Origin of the sequence: Bacillus sp. m3-13, from assembly GCF_000175075.1 — a bacterium.
Taxonomy (GTDB): Bacteria; Bacillota; Bacilli; order Bacillales; family Bacillaceae_I; genus Sutcliffiella_A; species Sutcliffiella_A horikoshii_C.
In genome coordinates, this window is the sequence record NZ_ACPC01000019.1 from 48,243 (window position 1) to 68,521 (window position 20,279).

General features: G+C 45.5%; 15 protein-coding genes and 2 pseudogenes. 13 read left to right on the forward strand and 4 right to left on the reverse strand.

The window, feature by feature from the left end:
- The first annotated feature begins 66 nt into the window (after positions 1–66).
- The 13 genes and pseudogenes from M313_RS0110715 to M313_RS0110770 all read left to right on the forward strand — a co-directional run bounded on the left by M313_RS0110715 (position 67) and on the right by M313_RS0110770 (position 12,317).
- Positions 67–1,200, forward strand: a complete 1,134-nt coding sequence (locus M313_RS0110715) for a sensor histidine kinase (protein ID WP_010195050.1) — start codon at positions 67–69, stop codon at positions 1,198–1,200.
- Positions 1,201–1,842 carry a response regulator transcription factor gene (locus M313_RS0110720; protein WP_010195052.1) on the forward strand — a complete coding sequence of 214 codons (642 nt, stop codon included), beginning with the start codon at positions 1,201–1,203 and terminating at the stop codon, positions 1,840–1,842. It abuts the gene before it with no gap.
- Positions 1,843–2,345: 503 nt separating this feature from the next.
- The gene (locus M313_RS25835; RefSeq protein WP_010195053.1) at positions 2,346–2,522 is read left to right on the forward strand and encodes a hypothetical protein; all 177 of its coding nucleotides are present in this window, start codon (positions 2,346–2,348) and stop codon (positions 2,520–2,522) included.
- 67 nt (positions 2,523–2,589) lie between these two features.
- On the forward strand, positions 2,590–3,522 hold the full coding sequence (locus M313_RS0110730) for an ABC transporter ATP-binding protein (RefSeq protein ID WP_010195055.1): 933 nt from the start codon (positions 2,590–2,592) through the stop codon (positions 3,520–3,522).
- 12 nt (positions 3,523–3,534) lie between these two features.
- Positions 3,535–4,797, forward strand: a complete 1,263-nt coding sequence (locus M313_RS0110735; RefSeq protein ID WP_010195057.1) for an ABC transporter permease — start codon at positions 3,535–3,537, stop codon at positions 4,795–4,797.
- Positions 4,798–5,901: an ABC transporter permease gene (locus tag M313_RS0110740; RefSeq protein WP_010195058.1), complete on the forward strand. Its 1,104-nt coding sequence runs from the start codon at positions 4,798–4,800 to the stop codon at positions 5,899–5,901. It abuts the gene before it with no gap.
- Positions 5,902–5,999: 98 nt separating this feature from the next.
- Positions 6,000–6,215, forward strand: a complete 216-nt coding sequence (locus M313_RS0110745; protein ID WP_010195061.1) for a helix-turn-helix transcriptional regulator — start codon at positions 6,000–6,002, stop codon at positions 6,213–6,215.
- A gap of 3 nt (positions 6,216–6,218) precedes the next feature.
- Positions 6,219–6,632, forward strand: coding sequence for a hypothetical protein (locus M313_RS0110750; protein WP_010195063.1), 414 nt, complete (start codon positions 6,219–6,221; stop codon positions 6,630–6,632).
- Positions 6,633–6,872: 240 nt separating this feature from the next.
- Positions 6,873–7,778: pseudogene (locus tag M313_RS26970) on the forward strand (cache domain-containing protein); the annotation flags it as partial.
- Between the two features lie 111 nt (positions 7,779–7,889).
- Complete coding sequence (locus M313_RS26975) at positions 7,890–8,720, forward strand: methyl-accepting chemotaxis protein (RefSeq protein ID WP_442778101.1); 831 nt, start codon at positions 7,890–7,892, stop codon at positions 8,718–8,720.
- Between the two features lie 379 nt (positions 8,721–9,099).
- Positions 9,100–9,633, forward strand: a complete 534-nt coding sequence (locus M313_RS0110760; protein WP_010195068.1) for a sigma-70 family RNA polymerase sigma factor — start codon at positions 9,100–9,102, stop codon at positions 9,631–9,633.
- The gene (locus tag M313_RS0110765) at positions 9,620–10,912 is read left to right on the forward strand and encodes a DUF4179 domain-containing protein (protein ID WP_010195070.1); all 1,293 of its coding nucleotides are present in this window, start codon (positions 9,620–9,622) and stop codon (positions 10,910–10,912) included. The genes M313_RS0110760 and M313_RS0110765 overlap by 14 nt, the downstream gene beginning before the upstream one ends.
- 376 nt (positions 10,913–11,288) lie before the next feature.
- Complete coding sequence (locus M313_RS0110770) at positions 11,289–12,317, forward strand: LysM peptidoglycan-binding domain-containing protein (protein ID WP_010195073.1); 1,029 nt, start codon at positions 11,289–11,291, stop codon at positions 12,315–12,317.
- A gap of 288 nt (positions 12,318–12,605) precedes the next feature.
- Here the strand turns inward: M313_RS0110770 and metH are convergent, their stop codons facing one another.
- From metH to M313_RS23365, 4 genes and pseudogenes are all read right to left on the reverse strand, one after another.
- Positions 12,606–16,082 carry a methionine synthase gene (metH, locus tag M313_RS0110775; protein WP_010195076.1) on the reverse strand — a complete coding sequence of 1,159 codons (3,477 nt, stop codon included), beginning with the start codon at positions 16,080–16,082 and terminating at the stop codon, positions 12,606–12,608.
- Positions 16,075–17,937, reverse strand: coding sequence for a bifunctional homocysteine S-methyltransferase/methylenetetrahydrofolate reductase (locus M313_RS0110780; protein ID WP_010195077.1), 1,863 nt, complete (start codon positions 17,935–17,937; stop codon positions 16,075–16,077). The genes metH and M313_RS0110780 overlap by 8 nt, the downstream gene beginning before the upstream one ends.
- Positions 17,921–19,123 carry a cystathionine beta-lyase gene (gene metC / locus M313_RS0110785; RefSeq protein ID WP_010195079.1) on the reverse strand — a complete coding sequence of 401 codons (1,203 nt, stop codon included), beginning with the start codon at positions 19,121–19,123 and terminating at the stop codon, positions 17,921–17,923. The genes M313_RS0110780 and metC overlap by 17 nt, the downstream gene beginning before the upstream one ends.
- Positions 19,120–20,237 (reverse strand): annotated as a pseudogene (locus M313_RS23365) (methionine biosynthesis PLP-dependent protein). Before M313_RS23365 ends, metC begins: the two are co-directional and overlap by 4 nt.
- Between the last annotated feature and the right edge of the window lie 42 nt (positions 20,238–20,279).

The following is a 20,279-nucleotide window of genomic DNA, read 5'->3' on the forward strand; positions in this document are numbered from 1 at the left end:
CAAAATGAGAAAAGTGCAATTCATGGAACAACAAGAATTCACATAAAATAAAGGCGGGAATGATTTATGGGTAGCAGGGTTAGTTCACTTTGGATAAAACTTTGTTTTGTGTGCGCGATTCTTTTAATCATGCCAATCTATTATTCTCTGACAGGCACGCTGTTGGCTGCCTATCTTTTGGCGGCGGGAATGTATTTGGGGCTTTATTTTTCCATGCCGATTTGGAAAGAGAAGTGGATTGCGTATTTTTTGGCAACTGGGGCCGTAGTGTTGATGCAACACTTTATTCTGACGCCGTTTGATGTGTTGCCTTGGCTGTTGGTCTATTTTTTATTGGTGGAAGGAATGCAATCTTCCGTTACCAAGCAGGCTGTCCTCACGACAGTGGCTGTTCTTTTGCCTGTTATGTTCACCCTTAGCGTTCTGGCAGTTTCTGATTTATTTTTCTATCATCTATTTCTTTTCATCATGTTGATCGGGGTGGGGGCGCTCATTCATCGATACTACCGTGATAATGAGAAGTTTGATAGAGAGTGGAAAAGTTTGTTGGTGGAGTATCGTGTGTTAAAAAGGCAGGTCCTTGAAAATGAGGAGGTTGCCAGAGTCGAGGAGAGGAACCGGATTGCTAGGGATATTCATGATTCTGTGGGGCACCAGCTGACAGCACTCATGATGCAGTTGGCAGTGGCGGAACAGGCTGCCGGGGAAGAGAAGGTTGCTTTCATTGTGAAGCAGTCCAAACAGTTGGCCAGAGAAAGCCTGGATGGGATGCGAAAAGCAGTGAAGGCCTTGCAGGGGGAAGAGGAGCAGGGGATCTCTTCTGTGATTCATTTGATTAGAAAGCTGGAAGCGGAAAGTCAGATGAGGGTGCAGTTGACGACTAAAACTGGCGTGCTATCGCAGCCACTTAGCAATGAGCAGAACATTGTTTTGTACCGATTTGTACAGGAAGGGTTGACCAATGCGATGAGGCATGGTAGCTCGAAGGAAATCTCCGTTACACTTGAAATTATCGGAGAACACAGTTTTCAGGTGAAAGTGGAAAATAAAGGGGAGGTTACAGGTCCTGTGGAAGAAGGATTTGGACTGCAAAATATGCGAAAGCGAATGGAAGGCTTGAACGGACGGATGGAGCGGGAAGTCACCGAGGGATATTTTACAGTGAAGGGAATTTTCCCTTTGAAGGGAGTTACATATTAAGTGATTAATATATTGCTAGCAGAGGACCAGGCGTTGGTTCGGCAAGGAATAAAAATGATGATTGAGCAGCATCCTTCGTTTCGGGTGGTGGCCGAGGTCGCAAACGGGAAGGAAGCAGTCGATGCTTATGAAAAGCACCTGGTGGACTTGGTGCTGATGGATGTACGGATGCCTGTCATGACGGGAATTGAAGCGACGAAGGTCATCAGGCAGCGTGACCCGAAAGCGAAGGTGTTGATCTTGACGACTTTTGCAGATGATGAATATGCAATGGAGGCGTTGAGGCTTGGGGCATTAGGCTATCTATTGAAGGATGCGGATGCGGCGAACCTTTTGTCCTCGATCGAGAGCTGTTTGAATGGAGGGATTTCCATCGATGCCTCTGTAGCGGGTAAGGTGGTTCCGAGGTTGATTAATCGGCCGGGGCAAGCACCCTCTAGTATGGAGATGGTCGAGTTGACCAGCCGGGAGCGGTCCATTTTGCAATTAGTCGGGGAGGGGAAAAATAACCAGGAGATTGCAGAAGCCTTGTATCTGTCTATCGGAACGGTGAAAAATCATGTGACGGTCATTTTACAGAAGCTTGGGCTTCGGGATCGCACGCAGCTTGCGATATTTGCGATTCGGAATGGGGTTGTTTAGGCGGGTTTTGTAGTTTAATTCCAATATTATCCACCTGAAGACTTGAAGCCCTTTAAAAATGGAGCGTTTAGTCAAATAGAGGGGCTCTATACGCTTGAAGCAGAAGTAAGACTGGGAGTTCGGTCAAATAGAAGGGTTCTATACGCCCGAAGCGGAAGTGAGACTGGGAGTTCGGTCAAATAGAGGGGCTCTATACGCCCGAAGCGGAAGTGAGACTGGGAGTTCGGTCAAATAGAGGGGCTCTATACGCCTGAAGCAGATGTGAGACTGGGAGTTCGGTCAAATAGAAGGGTTCTATACGCCCGAAGCGGAAGTAAAACAAGGTGTTCGGTCAAATAGGCGGGGTCAATACGCCTGAAGCAGATGTGAGACCGGGAATTCGGTCAAATAGAAGGGCTCTATACGCCCGAAGCGGAAGTGAAACTTGGTGTTCGGTCAAATAGGCGGGGTCAATACGCCCGAAGCAGAAGTAACACTGCACGTTCCGTCTAATAGAGTGCTCGATGCAGCTCGAACAGAACAAAAAGCATCTAAAAGTTGGTGAGATTGCCGCAGGGTATGAAGCAACAGGGGACTTTAATGAAGCATGCTTGAAGCTCGAGAAATCCATTCGGGCTTTTTTACGTCCAAACTCTCCACCACAAAAAGTGACTAAAGTCACCCCCACTCTCACAAACTAATGACCTTCTTCAGGTTAACTTCCTCAATGCCGATAGTATAGTAGAAGTAACAAAGGGGGCAACGAACATGCTAGAAGCCATTCAACTAACCAAAACGTTCAAAAACACGCAAGCCGTTAAAGGCGTCAACTTATACTTAGAAAAAGGGGAGACGGTGGGGCTGCTTGGGCCAAATGGAGCCGGCAAGTCCACCACGATTTCCATGCTTTCTTCCCTTGTCCACCCGACAAGCGGGGATGTGCTCCTCAAAGGGGAAAGTGTCAAAGATCAGCCGCAGCACCTCAGAGAAATCTTGGGTGTCGTGCCGCAGGAGATCGCGGTATTCCCGGAACTGACTGCCTATGAAAATATGAGCTTTTTCGGGAAGATTTACAAACTGCCAAAAAACGAATTAAAACAGAGAATCGAAGAAGTCCTGACGTTGGTAGGCCTTGAGCAGCGTCAAAAAGAACCGGTCAAGCAATTTTCCGGAGGGATGAAGCGTCGTCTTAATATTGCGGTGGCCTTACTTCACAGACCGGAAATCTTAATCATGGATGAACCGACTGTCGGAATCGACCCGCAATCTAGAAATTACATCTTAGAGACGGTGAAAAAGCTGAACGAAGAAAAAGGGATTACGGTTCTCTATACAAGTCATTACATGGAGGAAGTGGAGTTTCTTTGTCAGCGCCTTTATATTATGGACCGCGGCGAAGTAATTGCCTCCGGGACAAAGGATGAAGTGAAAAATATTCTTTCCTCCGAGCATACTATCGAGGTCGAAGTGGAAAAGGTCAACCCGGCATTTATCGAAAAGCTCGAGGGCATTCCGGCAATTTCATCCGTAACTACTCTTGATAAGAAAATTATCTTGCTTGCTCCAAAGAAAATTAACCTGCTTGAAGATGTTTTTGATGCGGCAAAGCAAACAGAAAGTCCGCTGAAAGGCATACAAATAAAAGCGCCGACACTTGAGGATGTCTTTTTGCATCTGACAGGTCGCAAGCTTCGGGATTAGGGGGAATCTAACGTGTTACGTGCGTTTATCAAAAAAGACCTCCTTCACTTGCTGCGGGATAAAAAAGAAGTCCTGATCTTGCTTGCGATGCCGTTTGTTTTAATAACGATTCTTGGGTTTGCATTAGGGGGGAACTCTGGCGACGAAGTAACTCTGAACGCTCAGGTGGCGGTCCTTGACCAAGGAGATCTCCAAACAGAGTTAGAGCAATTCGACGAATGGATGCAATCCGAAAATATTCCTGACCAAGGCAGAGCACCAATCCTTGAAGCGGCCGAACAGACCTCCTTGCCAGAGTTGCTCGTTGATACGGTAATGAAAGAGGAACTTCAAAATTTGCTGAATGTAAAAGAAGAAACAGATCTGGATGCGGCTCTTGCCAATGACGAATACGCTGGGGTTCTGCAATTTTCAGAGGGGCTTCGCTTGGAGACTTGGAAAGGGCAATTTTTCAACCAGGAAACGACAAAAGAATTGCAGCTCTACTTAAACGAAGATAAGGGGCTAGAAGCTAGTATCATCTCAGATGTGGTAGAAAATTTTACCGATCAGATGCGTTTGCAAACGGTGTTGACACAAGAGGCTCAACAAACGAATCAGGCGTTCCCTAGTTTCGAGAATGTAGCGGAGGTCACAGGGGAAACAGTAACGGTGGACGGAAAAGTGCCAGTGGATTCCTTTGGTTATTTTGCGGTGGGGATGAGTACGATGTTTGCTTTATATGTCGTATCCTTTGTAGCTGGCTATGCTTATTATGAAAAAGCCACATTTGTGTATGACCGAATACTTTTAACCAATACGAACCCTTGGATGTACGCGTCAAGTAAGTGGTTTTCAGCAGTCCTCATTTGCTTCCTTCAATTGTGTGCGTTATACGGTTTGGCCGCTCTGATTTATCAGGTGATATGGCCGGATCTACTAGGATTCCTTGCCATCACGCTCTTCTTCAGTTTTGTGGTCGGTTCGATGGCAGTGCTAATTACCGCCTTGAATTACCGCTTTGAAACGCAACGGGTATCCACGATGTTTTCCGGATTCCTTGTCAGTGTGTTTGCTTTCTTGGGCGGAAGCTTTGTCCCTTGGAATGAAGTTTCCGACACGATGTTTACAATCGCATCTTTCACGCCAAACGGTGCCGCCCTGCAAGGCTACCTGAAAATATTAAGTGGCGGAGAGCTTGCAACAGTTACTGGTAACCTTTTCCGCCTAGCAGTGGTGAGTATCGGCCTTCTCCTGATCGCCATCCCTATTTTTCCTAAAAGGAGGTTGATTTAAATGAGGGCCATATTAATCAACCATTTACAGTATTTAAGAAGGCAGCCATTTGCGGTAATTGGTATGATCGTACTAACGTTTGTATTTGCCCTTGCACTCGGACAGGTAAATCAAGGGGAACCTGTAGAACTCCCTGTATTTTCAACCACCCTAACGGAGGCCGAACAAGCAGAATTGATTCAAGCTCTAAATTCCAAAGCGGAGAATACCGTTTTTGTTTCGGAAAAAGAATCCTCGGTAAAAGAAAAACTCGAAAAAGGCACCATCGATATGGGGTTACAATTGGAGAGGGATAGCTACAAACTTTATCTTAGTGCCACCACTCCCAATATCACCCTGATAGAGTCGCATGTAGCGAACGTGGTGCAGTCAGAGGGCACGCTCACAGACGCAGCGGAAAGACTCAATGCTACACCAGACGATTTGAGAAAAAAGGTAGAAGAAAGCAGCGGATTGTTTGCTGTTTCGGAAAAATCTTTTAAAGAGAGTGAATTCGTCTATGATGCTTCTCTGCAGGCTTTGTTCGGATTCTCGCTTTTCTTTGTTATCTTTACGGTCACCTATACAGTCAGTACTATTTTGGAGCAAAAGAGAAATGGCATGTGGAACAGGATGATCTTGTCTCCGTTAACGAAAGTGCAGTTATATCTGGGGCATGTAAGCTTCAGCTTTTTACTTGGATACGCGCAACTGGCACTGGTTTTCTCCTTTTTTCACTTCGTATTGGGAGTAGATTTAAAAGGTGGCTACCCAATGATTCTCCTTGTGATTATCCCATTTTTGTTTGCGATTGTGTCCCTTGGAATACTGATCAGCGCGATTGCCACCAACCCAAGGCAATTGGATGCAGTCATTCCGTTGATATCAGTGAGCATGGCCATGATCGGCGGCGCCTACTGGCCACTTGAAATCGTTCAGTCAGAGGCTTTGCTCACCTTGTCCAAACTGATCCCAATGACATATGGAATGGAAATGCTAAAGGGTGCAACGTTGTTGGATTGGTCCTTGTCGCAATTTTTGCTGCCGGCTTCAGTACTATTTTGCATGGGTGTCCTCTTTATGGGTATTGGATTGAACCTGATGGAGCGGAAAGCAACAGTGTGAATTTTTTAAAGGAAGTGTGTAAAGGTATCTTTACATATTTCCTTTTTTTGTTTATAGTGTATGTAAAGATATCTTTACCTTTTATGGAGGGGACGCCAGTGGCAGTAATCAATCACATTAAAGAAATTCGGCAAAAGCGTGGAATTACACAAATCAAGATGGCCGAAGATCTACAAATCACCAGGCAAACGGTTAATGCCATTGAGAAAAATAAATACAATCCAAGCTTAGAGTTGGCCCTCAAACTGATTGCCTACTTTGATGTGCCGATTGAGGAAATGTTTTATCTAGAAGAGACGAAAAAAGGGGAGTAGAGGATGAAAAATAATAAGAAGTGGTTCTGGTTGGCATTTGTAGTCATCTTAATTTGCATGCAGATTGGTGGAGCTTTGGGGATCTATATAATCGGCCGGGAAGAAGGGGTTTTTGATTATAGCCTTCTACTATCCATGTTTCAAGGTACATTGGGAGGGCTAATTTTGGTGCTCCTCATCATGTTCTTCCGCAAAAAAAGAAAGCCGAAATTACCCGAATTTGATGAGCGCAGTATGCTATTGATGAAACGCTATTTCTTGGGAGCCCTGTATGTGGTGTTCATAGGCAGCGCAGCTATTGTCGTGACACTTGCCCTTCTTGGCGTGGAAACGGTAGAAGTGGGAATGCTTGCTGTGTATCTAAGCATTTTGTTTATCGTCGTTGGAATGGGAGCACTAGTGACGGCGCGGCTTTAATGGCATTTTTTGAAAATACTGACTTCTATCTTGTTTCTTAACATTTAAGATACTATGTCGATAAAATGTTTATCTGTTAAAAATAAAGGAGTCTTAAATATGTTTACATCATTACGAGGCAAACTGGTATTTTCGTTTTTGTTACTAATATTTTTGATCATTGCCAGTGTAGGCGCCGTTACATATAGCCAAGCCAAAAAGAAAATAGATCATGACGTCGTTGCAGATGCGGAAGCTGCGATGGTAGATCTTGAAGAAATGATTCATATTTACCTAGATAACTATTCTAAAATACTTAGCTCTTATGGGAGTACCTCATTAGTCGATAATTTTCTCGTAGATGGATCCGCAGCAAATGAGGAGACTATGTTGGAGGGATTCGACAAGGTATTAGGGAATTTCCCTGACATGCAGGTCCTATACTTGGCAACCGCCGGAAAAGAGTTCTATTCTTCTCCTGCCATGGATCTCCCATCAGATTTCGATCCTACTACTCGAGCTTGGTATGTGCAGGCTATGCAAAGCCCAGGTGAGGTCATTTATACAGATGTTTATGCAGATTCAAGTACCGGTGAACCGGTCATCACTTTAGCAAAAGCGGTAACAGGAGATGGAGTTGTACAGGGAGTGCTTGCAACAGATATTAATATTACCGCTTTGGAAGAGCTAGTTGCACAAAAAGAACTTGGATATGGTGGATATAGCATTCTTTTGGACAATTACGGAGTTGCATTGGTGCATCCTACGTTGACTGGGGAAAACCTGTTAGATCAGGACCTACCGTTCATCGATAACATCTACAAGGAAGAAACGGAAGGTGTCCAAAGGTATACATTTGACGGAGAGAACAGGGTGCTGGCTTTTAACACTGTCAATGAAACTGGCTGGAAAATAGGCGGAGTGTTTTTGGAAAAAGATATGCTCCAATTGGCAAATGGCATCTTGAGAACAATTGTAATTGTAGGGTTAATCGCTATTGTGGTGGCAAGTATTTCTACCATTCTATTAGCACGTTATATTACTAGGCCGATATTGAGGTTGAATTCTGAGGTTACCAAAGTTGCCGATGGAGATTTAACCGGGGATATTGAGGTTGATTCCAAAGATGAAATTGGTGTGTTGGCAACGTCCTTTAAAACAATGCTAGTGAATATGCGCGAGATGATTGGAACGGTGGCCGATTCTTCTCAAAAAGTGAAGGCATCTGTGGAAGATATGAGTGCGGTCACAGAAGAGGTTTCCGCAACGAGCGAAGAGATGAACCGCGCTATCGAGGAACTGTCAAAAGGTGCGGTCCAACAGGCAACCGATTTAGAAGGAACAAGCTCTCGTACCCAAAACCTAGCGGATAATATTGAGGATGTGTTATCCAAGCAAGACAATCTTCAGGCGCTCTCTGGACAGATTATTTCTGCGAATGAAACCGGTCTGAAGAAGCTTGGGGTGCTGCAAGGCCACACAAATGAGTCAACAGAAATTGTAATGAGTCTTAATGCGTTAATGACCCAGTTTACGGACAAAATTAATAGTATAGAAGAAATTACGCATACCATTAACGAAATTTCCAATCAGACCAATCTGTTGGCATTGAATGCAAGCATTGAAGCAGCTCGTGCCGGCGAACATGGCCGTGGATTTGCGGTTGTGGCAACGGAAGTAAGAAAGCTTGCGGAACAAACAGCCGACTCGACCCAGCACATTAAAGAGACCATCTCAAGTATTCAAGAAGAGTCCATTGTAATTTTGGCGGAGATGGAGAGAACGAATAAGATCTCAAGCGAGCAAAGCCTTGCTGTAACGGACACTGGAGAGTCATTCGGAGAAATCGCGACCAACATCCGCTCTATCATTGGATTCATCGAAGACATTATGGGCAACATGAACGCCATGAATGAGTCCAAGGAAGAAGTGCTTGCTTCTGTTCAAAGCATATCGGCCATCGCGGAGCAGTCTGCTGCAGGTACGGAAGAAATTGCAGCTTCAACAGACGAGCAAGTGAAGGCAATCAGCAGTATAGCATATTCAGCTGAAGAGTTGCTTGCAATGAGTGAGAACTTGAGTGAGTTGATTAAGAAGTTTAAGTTGTAAGATTTGTTTTTGGGAACCCCGGCCGGGTGCGAGAGTGGATGGCCGGGGTTTTTTGTATAGATTTCTAGGGTGTTCGCGAGGACCTACTTGTGCGTTGAGGTCGCTATTTCTTGATATATTGCTAGATTTCTTGATATATCTTGCTTTTTCTTGATAAGTGGGTGGATTTTCTTGATATAATTCATTTTTTCTTGATATATCATCAAATTTCTTGATATCTATTAGGTTATGATGGTATTAGCAATTTTCTAGACGCTTTTCATGACACTTTGGTCCTTAAATACCCCATTATTCCCCAAACCCCATCAAAATTTCCTTGCATTCTTGGAACGTTTCCCAAAAGTCGCTTGTCTAATAAGGGAAAGGAGGTCACAACATAGTGAAAATATTAAAATCGTGGTTCAAACCGTCCGCAAGTGGCCCGACATTCGAGTCCCTGATAAAAAACGAGCAGGAAAAGCTTTATAAAATAGCCTTTGCCTACGTGAAAAACGAACAGGATGCATTGGACGTGGTGCAAGAGGCCGTCATCAACGCATACAAGGCGTTCCCGAAACTGGAAAATCCACAATATTTTTCTACATGGATGACCAGAATCCTGATCAACACCGCTATCAATGAATTGAGAAGAAAGAAGAAAATTACCTTCCTTGATATAGAGAAACATCATGAACAGTCTGTCAAAGAAACCCACCTGTCCATACATAAATTAGACCTGGCAGAAGTGCTGGAAAGACTCAAACCGGAACAACGGAGCTTATTGATGATGAGATTTACTTACGGTTACTCAATCAAGGAGATGGCGCAGATTTTTGACAAGCCGGAAGGGACCATCAAATCGCAGTTACACAGGACGTTGGCTCAGGTAAAAGCGGAACTCGAAGAAGGAGGAGAGAAGTATGGAGAGGCTTAGCCGAGAAATTGGAGCTGAATTTGAGGATATATATGTACCGACAAAAGAGCTGGATGCTAGGGTGCAAAAAGCGTTGGAGATCGGGCAGAAACGGGAACGGGAAAAATCCAATAGGCTGCAATTGTTGAAGGTCAATTTTGCTGCGATATTAGTGGTCGGGATTATTGCCGTGCTTGCACAGTCATTTTGGAATGCAGACGAAAACCTATCCGGATCAGTTGCAAAAGATAGCATTCTCTCCAACCACGGTGACCCTGGAATCAACCTCGTTGCCAAAGAGGGAAAAACGACCGCATTGAATTTGGAAGAAAAGTCGAATGGAATGACAATCAAGATAAAAGAGGTATATTTTGATGAAAGCCGTGTTGCTGTGGGGTATGAGGTGGAAGCGGAGGAAGCTAAGAAAGGGCAGGTATACTCTACTGTGTCATTTAACGGTAAAGATCTTGGTGGAGGCACAGGAAACTGGGATATAGCCGCCGATCAAACACATAGAGGCATACTTGATTTTGATGCAGAAGACCTTGCTGATGCCGGCACAATCGAATTGAATGTCGAATTTAGTGAATTCAATGAAAAACAAGGAGAATGGCACTTCCAAGTTAAAGTGGAAAAAGAACCAGGATTACTGGTAAGAGGTCTTGGACTTGAAAAGCAGGACGAAGGTAGCAGGTTCAGAGTTTCTCTCCTAGAAGAAACGGCCTCCAGGCTCGAACTGACTACAAGTTTTTATTTACCTGATGACATTAGAAAAACCATAACAGACGATATGTTGTTAGAAATGATTGTGGTGGGGGAACAACCTGATGGATCCTTTATATCAAATCGCTATTACAGACAGAGCGGCAATTGGGGCTTTGCTGAACGGATGAAAGTTAGTAAGAGTTATACATCACACTCTGAGTTTGCGCCATTACGCAAAGTGGATTCGTTTAAAGTTATACCGTATGTAATTGATTATAATAAGGCAATTACCGAGCCTTTGAAGCAAGGGGCAGTTTTATCTTCCCAAAATGGAACAATACAGCTGGTTAGTATGACGAATAAAGAAAATAGATTGTTAGTCAAATTGGATAAGGGGAGGGTCCCAACTGAGCTAATCGGTCAAAATGTCCAAATTGAAGATAAGAATTTTAACAGGTATAAGAATGTGTTCTATAGAGATAAAGGGAATTACGTTGAACTGTACTTTGAGATAAAAGGTAAGAAGGAAGACTTAAATATTGTCTATCAGCCAGTGGAATATTTCTTTGAAGATCTGGCCATCGAGGTAGAATAGGAAGAAAAGCGGCTGCCGATCCAGCCGCTTTTTTGCTTCAATGGATATATCCGTTTTACAATGGATAAAACGATTTTACAATGGATATATCGAATCTACGGTTGATATATTTATTTTACAATGGATAAATGGTCTTTTTGGATGGATATCAACGTAAATACACCTCCGTGACAAAAGCCGCAATCGAAAAACAATGCAAACTACAGTCGGTTGAGTAAATTTACTCAATAAAAATCCACTAAAATACAATGGTTATTACTATTCTCCCTACTTTTTGCCCCACCCTAATAATTAGTGACTACTTTACGAAATATCTCTGTGATTTCGACAAAATACTTCAAACGGAAGAATATATTGGTAGAAAACGAGGGGGATTATGGTGGAAAGTCAGAATATTAGGTCTCGTAAAGAGAGAATTGAGACGCAAAAGAGAATCAACAAGGGGAAGAGAGATAGAAAAATTGTTAGTTATGTCCTAGCTGGAACTCTTGCGGTTAGTGCGTTTATCACAGTTAACGCCAGAGGTGAAGTGCTTGCGAATGAAGCAGTACACCAAGTAAAACCTGGAGATACGTTATTTTCACTAGCTCAAAAGTATGGGGTGTCCGTCAAGGAATTAAAAGAGTTGAATGGTCTAAAGTCTGACATCATAATAGTGGGTCAAATTTTGCAACTGAGTGAAACTGGTTCTAAAGAAGTGGAAGAAAACAAGAAATCAATCCATGAAGTGTCATCTGGAGATACATTATTTTCAATAGCGAAGAAATATGGTCTTTCTGTTCTGGAACTTAAACAAGTAAATAACCTTAAAACGGACCTAATCAAAGTTGGCCAGGTCCTGAAGGTTGGAGGTACAACCACTTTATATAAAGTAATTACTGGAGATACCCTCTTCTCTATAAGTGAAAAATTCAATGTGACGGTTGGTTCCATCCAAAAGGAGAATAACCTCACAACGGATACAATTCGCATAGGGCAGCAGTTAATCATTCCTACATCTAATCATCATGAGGTGGAAAAGTCTCAGGAAAAAGTAACAAAGGCATTTTACACCGTAGCACCAGGGGAAACGCTGTGGGGCATTGCCAAAAAGTTCAATATGTCCGTACATAAAATTAAGAAAGATAACCACATGTCCTCGGAATTTGTGCTGATAGGTCAGGAATTGAAAATCCAAACGGACGGCATGATAAAAGCCAATGCGGTCATAACTGGAGTAGTAGATCGCAATTCAGTGGAGTTTCTGATAGAAGGAGAGAAGGAGCCGGTTGTTCTGAGGGTTGCTTACGGGACGGCACCTAATTATGACATTATTTCAGGAGCGGAGCTGTCTATCATTTATAAAAAGGGGATCAGTCCTGTTTTAGTAGATCTTGTGTTTGCTAATGAGGAGTTTGGTTATTAGAATTTGTAGGGGGAGGATCACTTATGGTGGTCCTTTTCTTTTGGCAAAGGAAAGAAATGAATTCTTTGGTCAAACGTTTGTTTAAAAAATAATTAACTGGCTACCAATAGAATTAAACCATCCATCAAACGTTTGTTTAAGTCCCCAATCCGTTGCCCCGCATGCTCCAACGGCTATTAATCAAACGTTTGTATAAACATAAAACTCTCGGCAATCCATCCCACCACCGCAATTAATCAAACGTTTGTTCAATAAAAAAACCCCACGCAACCACGCGGGGGTTCCAACCTACAACACATTAAAATACCTAGCCTCCGGATGCGCAAACACAATTGCCGACACCGATGCTTCCGGCTCCATCATGCAGCCGTCCGTCAGCTCCACGCCGATATCCTCCGGCTGGATCAATTTGAACAGCTTCTGCTGATCCTCCAAGTTCGGACATGCAGGGTATCCAAACGAGAATCGCTGCCCTTGGTACTTAGCTGAGAATCGCTCCTTCATCGTAAAGCTGACAGGGTCCGGGAAGCCCCAGCGGTCGCGCATTTGCTGGTGGACGAGTTCAGCCAAACCTTCTGCTGTCTCAAGCGCCAAAGCTTGCAGGGCATGACTTTCCAAGAAACGGCCTTCCTTTTTATAAGCCGCACCCAATTCGCGAATTCCACGGCCGGCAGTTACGGCAAACAGTCCCACATAATCCATGACGCCACTGTAGCGGGGCTTCACATAATCGGCCAAGCAAAGATGAGGTGCTTTTGCCTGTCTTGGAAAATCGAATTGTTCTATCACCTTAGAAGTGTCCTGCGGATCATAGATAAACAGGGTATCGCCTTCTGACTGAGCAGGGAAGTATTGATACACGGCAGCTGGAGTGATGAGTTTATTCCGCTTAACTTCTGTCAGCAGCTGATCTACCACACCTTTCACTTGCAACGTGCGCTCATCTTTTTCCGCTACTAATCTCTCAATTTTTCCTTTTACGCCTAGATGATGGCCAATTAACATCTGCATGTTAATGTACGGTTCCACATGGGAAACGGAAATGTTCCGCAGCAGGTGACGCTTCGTATCACTTGGCGTGAATACACGTACATCCCTCGAAACATTAGAGCGAACCTTAACGGCCGTCGCTACAGCACTGCTGTCCTCAGTTGCACCAGACGCGCTCTCTGCAGCAGCCGCTGCCTCACGCAATCTCTTCTGTTTTTCCGCCTGCTCATTAACCAACACTTCCAACTCTTCAGGGGAACGCAGCTGGTTGGCAAGGGACAAACCGTTCATCGCATCTTTTGCGTACAGGACAAGCCCTTCGTATTCTTTGGAGATCTTGTTGTCTGTGAATTTTCGAGATAGCGCAGCTCCTCCTACTAAAATAGGAACGGAGATGTCGGATTGCTTCATATCCTGCGCCGTCAACACCATTTGTTGTGCAGATTTTACGAGCAGTCCGGATAGGCCAACAATATCCGGCTTTTCTTTTTTAATAGCTTGAATCAAGTCGATGGAAGTCACTTTGATTCCGAGGTCGACCACATCATAACCATTATTGCTCAAGATGATGTCGACCAGGTTTTTCCCAATGTCATGAACATCCCCTTTAACGGTTGCAAGCAAGATCTTCCCCTTAGAAGAAGAGGTATCGCTTGCTTCCATATGCGGCTCCAAAAATGCGACGGAGGCTTTCATAACCTCTGCGCTTTGTAGCACTTCCGCAACGATCAGCTGGTTATCATTGAACAAGCGGCCGACTTCTTTCATCCCGTTCATTAATGGACCATTGATGATTTCCAATGGTGTAGGGTAAGCTGCCAACGCAAGCTCAAGGTCAGGAAGGAGCCCTTCTTTTGTCCCTTCCACCACATAGTAGGCAAGTCGCTCATCTAGAGGTAAATCCGGAATATTGGACTTTGCTTCTTTCTTTTTGCCTCGGTAAAAGTCCGTAAACACAGCCAACGACTCATCGGTCGTTTCAAACAGCAATTTTTCCGCCATCTCGATCTCTTCGGCCGGGATGGAGGCGAAACGCTCCAGCTTTTCCGTGTTCACGATTGCATAGTCCAGGCCTGCCTGTGTGCAGTGGTAGAGGTAAACGGCATTGAGTACTTCACGTCCGACAGGTGGGAGGCCGAAAGAAACGTTGCTGACGCCAAGTATCGTCAGACAGGCAGGGAAGTGTTCTTTTATCAATCGTATTCCTTCCACCGTCGCATTCGCCGAACCGATATACTGCTCATCACCGGTACCGACAGGGAAAACAAGCGGGTCGAAGATGATGTCAGTAGGGGAGACCTTGTACTTGTTTACCAAAAGATCATAGGACCTCTGTGCAATCTCAAGCTTTCGTTCAGCACTGACGCCCATACCTTCTTCGTCAATGGTGCCGACGACAAGCGCCGCCCCGTATTTATGAACCAACGGAATGATCGCTTCAAAGCGTTCCTCGCCATCCTCAAGGTTGATGGAGTTGATGATTGCTTTTCCTTGCGAGTATTTCAACGCTGCTTCGATGACCTGTTCGTCGGTGGAGTCGATGACAAGCGGTACCTTCACTTTTTTCACGACCTCTTGCACGAATGCTATCATGTCCTCTAGCTCATCGCGGTCCGGGTCGGCAAGGCAGATGTCGATGACGTGGGCGCCGCCTTTTACTTGGGCACGCGCCACTTCTGCCGCCTCTTCAAATTTTTTCTCCGCAATCAGCCTCTTAAACTTGCGGGAGCCAATGACATTGGTGCGCTCCCCGACCATGATTGGGCGAAGGGAAGGGTCGTCATAAATGAATGACTCAATCCCGGAAACGCTGTGGTGGTCGGAAACAGTTGCTGCTCGTGGCTTGTAATCCTTCATCACATCCGCAATCGCGCGAATATGATCTGGTGTCGTGCCACAACAGCCTCCGACGATGTTCAGCCAGCCTTGTTCCGCAAATCCGCCAAGTTTGGTAGCAAGGGACTGTGGTGTTTCATGGTAATGACCTTCTTCATCTGGCAAGCCGGCGTTCGGATAGCAGCTGACCGCACTTTTGGACAAATTGGAAAGTGTCCGGATATGATCCTGCATGAATTCCGGTCCGGTCGCACAGTTCAACCCGACTGCAAGGGGTTTCATGTGCTCCACAGATACGTAAAACGCATCGATTGCCTGACCGGCAAGGGTGGTTCCCATCGGTTCGATGGTTCCGGAGATGATGACAGGGACGGTAACACCAGTCTTTTCAAAAGCACGCTGGATTCCAAGAAACGCGCATTTCACGTTCAATAAATCTTGGCTCGTCTCTACTAAAAGACAATCAGAGCCGCCGTCTATCAATCCGCGGGCCTGCTCTTCATAGGAATCTGTCAGTGCGTCAAAAGTGGTTCCACCCGTAACACTCAGTGTCTTGGTTGTCGGACCAATGGAGCCTGCCACAAAGCGCGGCCACTCCGGGGTGGAAACTTGAGCGGTCGCACGCTTGGCGATTTCCGCGCCAAGCTTATTAATCTCGTAAGCCTTAAAACCAAGCTCATACTCATCAAGAACAAGATCTGTTCCGCCGAACGTATTCGTCTCCACGATATCAGCACCGGCGTTTAAATATTCTACATGAATCCGTTCAATGACGTCCGGTGCGGTGATATTCAGGTTCTCGTTACAGCCGTCATATTCTTCGCCGCCAAAGTCATCTGGCGTAAGGTTTGCCTGCTGCAACATCGTTCCCATTGCGCCGTCCATAATCAGTATTTTCTTTTGCAGCTGTTGTTCTAGTAGTGTGATAGCTTTAGACATTTTGAACCCTCCTGGATGAATGGAACGGACCGTATTTTTTGGCATAGTTGGCAAGCTCGACTGTCAGTTCATAGCGCATGAACGGTGTGATCAAGTAGATGCCATTGAATAGTTCAAGTGCGGCATCAAGCAGCCCCTTCGCAATGTTCAACCCTTCAAGACTTGCCTGTTGTGGATCATCTTGATGGCGGTTCATCACCTCAAGCACCTGTGGAGTCAGCTTGATTCCCGGCACCTCATGGTGAAGGAAGTTGGCGTTACGGCTGCTTGTAAGCGGCATGATCCCAATATAAATTGGGGCATCAATATGTTTCGTAGCCTGAAAGACTTCCAGTAATTTTTCTTCAGAAAAGACAGGCTGACTGATGAAATAATCCGCACCTGCATCAATTTTTTTCTCCAAGCGTTGGACCGCCTTATCGATCACGCGGACATTCGGGTTGAAAGCAGCTCCGACAGAGAAACTGGTGCGCTCGCCAAGTTCTTTTCCGGAAAGGGAGACACCTTGGTTAAACTGTTTAATCATATTGATGAGACCAAACGAGGTGACGTCATAGACAGAGGAGGCACCCGGAAAATCACCGACCTTCGTTGGGTCTCCAGTGACTGCCAACACGTCATGAATTCCAAGCTGGTGTAGCCCCATTAAGTGTGACTGCAAGCCAATCAGATTGCGGTCGCGGCAGGTGATATGAATCAGTGGGCGCAGACCGATATCTGATTTCACGATGGATCCAAGAGCAGTGTTGCAGACTCTTGGGGAGGCAAGGGAATTGTCCGCTAACGTGAGCGCATCAATGCCCGCGTCCTTTAAAGCTTTCGCGCCGGCCATGAATTTATCTGTATTCAGTTTACGCGGTGGATCGAGTTCCACGATGATGGATTGTTGTTTTTTTGCCTTTTCAAAGAGTGGTGTCGGAACGTCCTTCTTTTTGGAAGAAGGAAGGATAATCGTTCGTTCCTTTCGCTTCACCTGCTTTTCTTTTAGAGGAGCCACGCCTTCAAGCGCATCGGAAAAGGCCTTGATATGAGCCGGCGTGGTACCGCAACAGCCTCCTATTAATCTTACGCCTTGGTCCCGAAACGCTAATGCCGTTTCTTTAAAATAATCCGCATCGCTGTCATACTCAAGCTTTCCATCTACATAAGAGGGAAGACTCGCATTCGGATAAGCCGAAAGATAAGCAGTCTTTGGAATCGATACCTCTTCCAGGGTGGAAATCATATGATAGGGACCTAAACGGCAGTTGAGCCCCACAATATCAGCACCAAGAGATTCTAAGCGGTTTAAGGCGTCTGTGATGTGCACGCGGTTCTGCAAATAACCAACCTCTTGGAGTGACACTTGCGCAATGATCGGCAAATCCGTTTCTTTTCTAGCAATCTGCAGGACTGTCTCTAATTCCTCCAGGTCATAAAACGTTTCTAGTAAAATACCGTCGACCCCTTCAAGTAGCAGACAGTAGAGCTGCTCGCGGAAGGTACGTTTGATTTCTTCAAGCGGGATGGCTTCGGGCTTGATCGCGCGAATCCCGCCGATTGTACCGACCACATGCGCATCAGGGTGATCCGCCACGGCCCTTTTCGCTAGCCTGACCGCCGCACTGTTTATCTCCTTCACTTGATCCTGCAGTCCATAGCGCTCGAGCTTGTGGTAGTTGGCCGCATACGTGTTGGTCTGGATAAGATTGGCGCCGGCGTTCAGATAAGCTTTATGAATATTATAGATTTGGTTTGGTTGCGATAAATTTAATTCCTCAAAGCAACAATCAGAACCGTAGGAATAGAGGAGGGTCCCCATCGCGCCGTCTGCAATTAGTATTTTGTCTTGTTGTAAACTATCTAAGATTCCCATGATATACCCTCCGTTGTTCTTGGTTACCGCTTGCTACTGTAATGGTTTGTTGAAATGCCTGTTCGAAGTCTTCTATTAAATCATCTGCGCTTTCAAGTCCTACCGACAGGCGGAGTAAGGAGTTTGTGATGCCGCGTTTTAATCGTTCTGCTTCCGGCATTGCCGCATGGGACATTTTCGCCGGGAAGGAAAGGATGGATTCTACTGCCCCTAAGCTCACTGCAAAAACCGGGATCTCGACCTTACCGACAAACTTCCTTAAATCCTCCTCGCTGTGCAATTCAAAAGAAAGGACAGCTCCAGGTCCCTGCGCCTGTCTGTGTTGAAGGGTGAAGCCAGGATGTGTCGTCAATCCTGGAAAATAAACCTTTTTAACGGCAGGATGTTTTTCTAAATAACTGGCTATTTTATAAGCGGACTTTTGGGACTGCTCCAGCCTTACATGTAACGTTTTGAGCCCTCTTAGGACGAGCCATGCATCTTGGACACCAAGCACCGCGCCGAAGGAATTTTGCAAAAAGGCTAAACGGTCGGCAAGCACAGGATCCTTTGCCACCGCAAGCCCTGCCACGACATCACTGTGTCCGGACAGGAACTTCGTTGCGCTGTGCAGAACAAGGTCGGCACCAAGCTCCAGCGGCTTTTGCAAGGAAGGCGTCAAGAAGGTGTTGTCGACGAAAGTCCAAGATCCGATTGATTTGGCGAGAGTAGCCACAGCCGTGATGTCCGTTACTTTTAACAATGGATTGGATGGTGTTTCTACATAAAGCAATTTAGTGTTGGCCTGGATGGCTGCTTTCACTTTTTCCAAATCTGTCATATCTACAAACGTATGCTCCACACCGTAACGGGTAAGTACCTCAGAAACCATCCGGTAAGTGCCGCCGTATACGTCTTCTGAAATCAATACGTGATCACCTTGTGAAAGAAGAAGGAAAGCAGTCGAGATCGCAGCCATTCCAGATGAAAAAGCAAAGCCTCGCGTTCCTTCTTCTAAGTGGGCAATTGTTTCTTCGAGTGCTTCCCGGGTCGGATTGGCAGAGCGTCCATAGTCATATTTGCCAAAGGAATCGATATCAGGCTGATGAAAAGTGGATGCGTGTTGTATGGGCACGCTCACCGCACCATTGCTTTTATCAAACTTATGGCGGTTGTGTAACAACTTCGTTTGAAAAGAATGGCTCATGATAGGACCTCCTTTTGGATGGAAGCAGCTTTCAGCGCCGCCTCTAAATCTTGAATCAAGTCTTCTGCGTCTTCAATGCCGACCGAAAAGCGTAACAATCTGTTGCATACACCGGTCTCTATGCGGATTTTTTCGGGAATGTCCGCATGCGTTTGCGTGGCAGGATAGGTGATGAAGCTTTCCACGCCGCCAAGGCTTTCGGCAAACGTAATAAGGTTCAAGTTTTGAAGTAGCGGATTGACCCATGCCTCGTCTTGGATGCGGAAGGAGAGCATGCCGCCTCTTCCCGGATAAAGTACATCTGTGATGGAATCATGCTGAGCTAAGTATGTCGCAATTCGCTGCGCATTCTTTTCATGCCGTTCCATGCGAAGGGACAAGGTTTTCATGCCGCGGATCAACAGCCAGGAGTCGAATGGGCTGAGAACCGCACCTGCTGCATTATGGTGAAGCGAAAGGGATTCACAAAGCTCCACGCCTTTTGCGACAATCAGTCCTGCCAGCACATCATTATGCCCGCCAAGATACTTGGTCGCACTGTGAATGACGATGTCCGCACCTAATTTTATGGGATTTAATAGAACAGGAGTGTAGAACGTATTATCACAGATCAGTAGAAGTCCGTGCGCTTTCGCGAGCTCCGAGACTGCTTCTAAGTCTGTTTCTACCATCAGGGGGTTAGTTGGAGTCTCCACAAAGATAGCCTGCGTTTGGGAAGTAATAGCTTTTTCGATTTCTGAAAGGTCGGTTGTGTCCACATAGCTACAACACAGTCCCCTATTTTTTATAGCCTTCTTCAAAAAGGCGGTACGTGCCGCCGTACAAGTCCTTACAGACGATAAGGTGATCTCCGGACTTGAAAAGGGATAGGATGGTCAATATCGCCGCCATGCCGGAGCTGCAGGCAAACCCTTGGTCGCCGCTCTCAAGGTCTGCAATTGCTTTTTCCAACACATGGCGTGTGGGATTGCCGGTTCTTGTATAGTCGTATCCTGTTGACTGCCCAATACCTTCGTGTCGATAGGCAGTGGAAAAATAAAACAGGCGGATTGACCGTTCCAGTGGCAGTTTCTGAGCGATTTCCGATTTGTGCAAGCTTTTGTTTCCGTTTTATACATGAATGGGCCTCCTATATGGTAAGTGACAATCGTTTCTT

Excerpts from the sequence above, each read along its gene's own strand:
- M313_RS0110740 (WP_010195058.1), top strand. The coding sequence starts at position 4,798 with ATGAGGGCCATATTAATCAACCATTTACAGTATTTAAGAAGGCAGCCA.
- M313_RS0110770 (WP_010195073.1), top strand. The coding sequence starts at position 11,289 with ATGGTGGAAAGTCAGAATATTAGGTCTCGTAAAGAGAGAATTGAGACG.
- metC (WP_010195079.1), bottom strand. The coding sequence starts at position 19,123 with ATGAGCCATTCTTTTCAAACGAAGTTGTTACACAACCGCCATAAGTTT.
- M313_RS26975 (WP_442778101.1), top strand. The coding sequence starts at position 7,890 with ATGAACCGCGCTATCGAGGAACTGTCAAAAGGTGCGGTCCAACAGGCA.
- M313_RS0110750 (WP_010195063.1), top strand. The coding sequence starts at position 6,219 with ATGAAAAATAATAAGAAGTGGTTCTGGTTGGCATTTGTAGTCATCTTA.
- M313_RS0110780 (WP_010195077.1), bottom strand. The coding sequence starts at position 17,937 with ATGGGAATCTTAGATAGTTTACAACAAGACAAAATACTAATTGCAGAC.
- M313_RS25835 (WP_010195053.1), top strand. The coding sequence starts at position 2,346 with ATGCAGCTCGAACAGAACAAAAAGCATCTAAAAGTTGGTGAGATTGCC.
- M313_RS0110730 (WP_010195055.1), top strand. The coding sequence starts at position 2,590 with ATGCTAGAAGCCATTCAACTAACCAAAACGTTCAAAAACACGCAAGCC.
- M313_RS0110715 (WP_010195050.1), top strand. The coding sequence starts at position 67 with ATGGGTAGCAGGGTTAGTTCACTTTGGATAAAACTTTGTTTTGTGTGC.
- metH (WP_010195076.1), bottom strand. The coding sequence starts at position 16,082 with ATGTCTAAAGCTATCACACTACTAGAACAACAGCTGCAAAAGAAAATA.
- M313_RS0110765 (WP_010195070.1), top strand. The coding sequence starts at position 9,620 with ATGGAGAGGCTTAGCCGAGAAATTGGAGCTGAATTTGAGGATATATAT.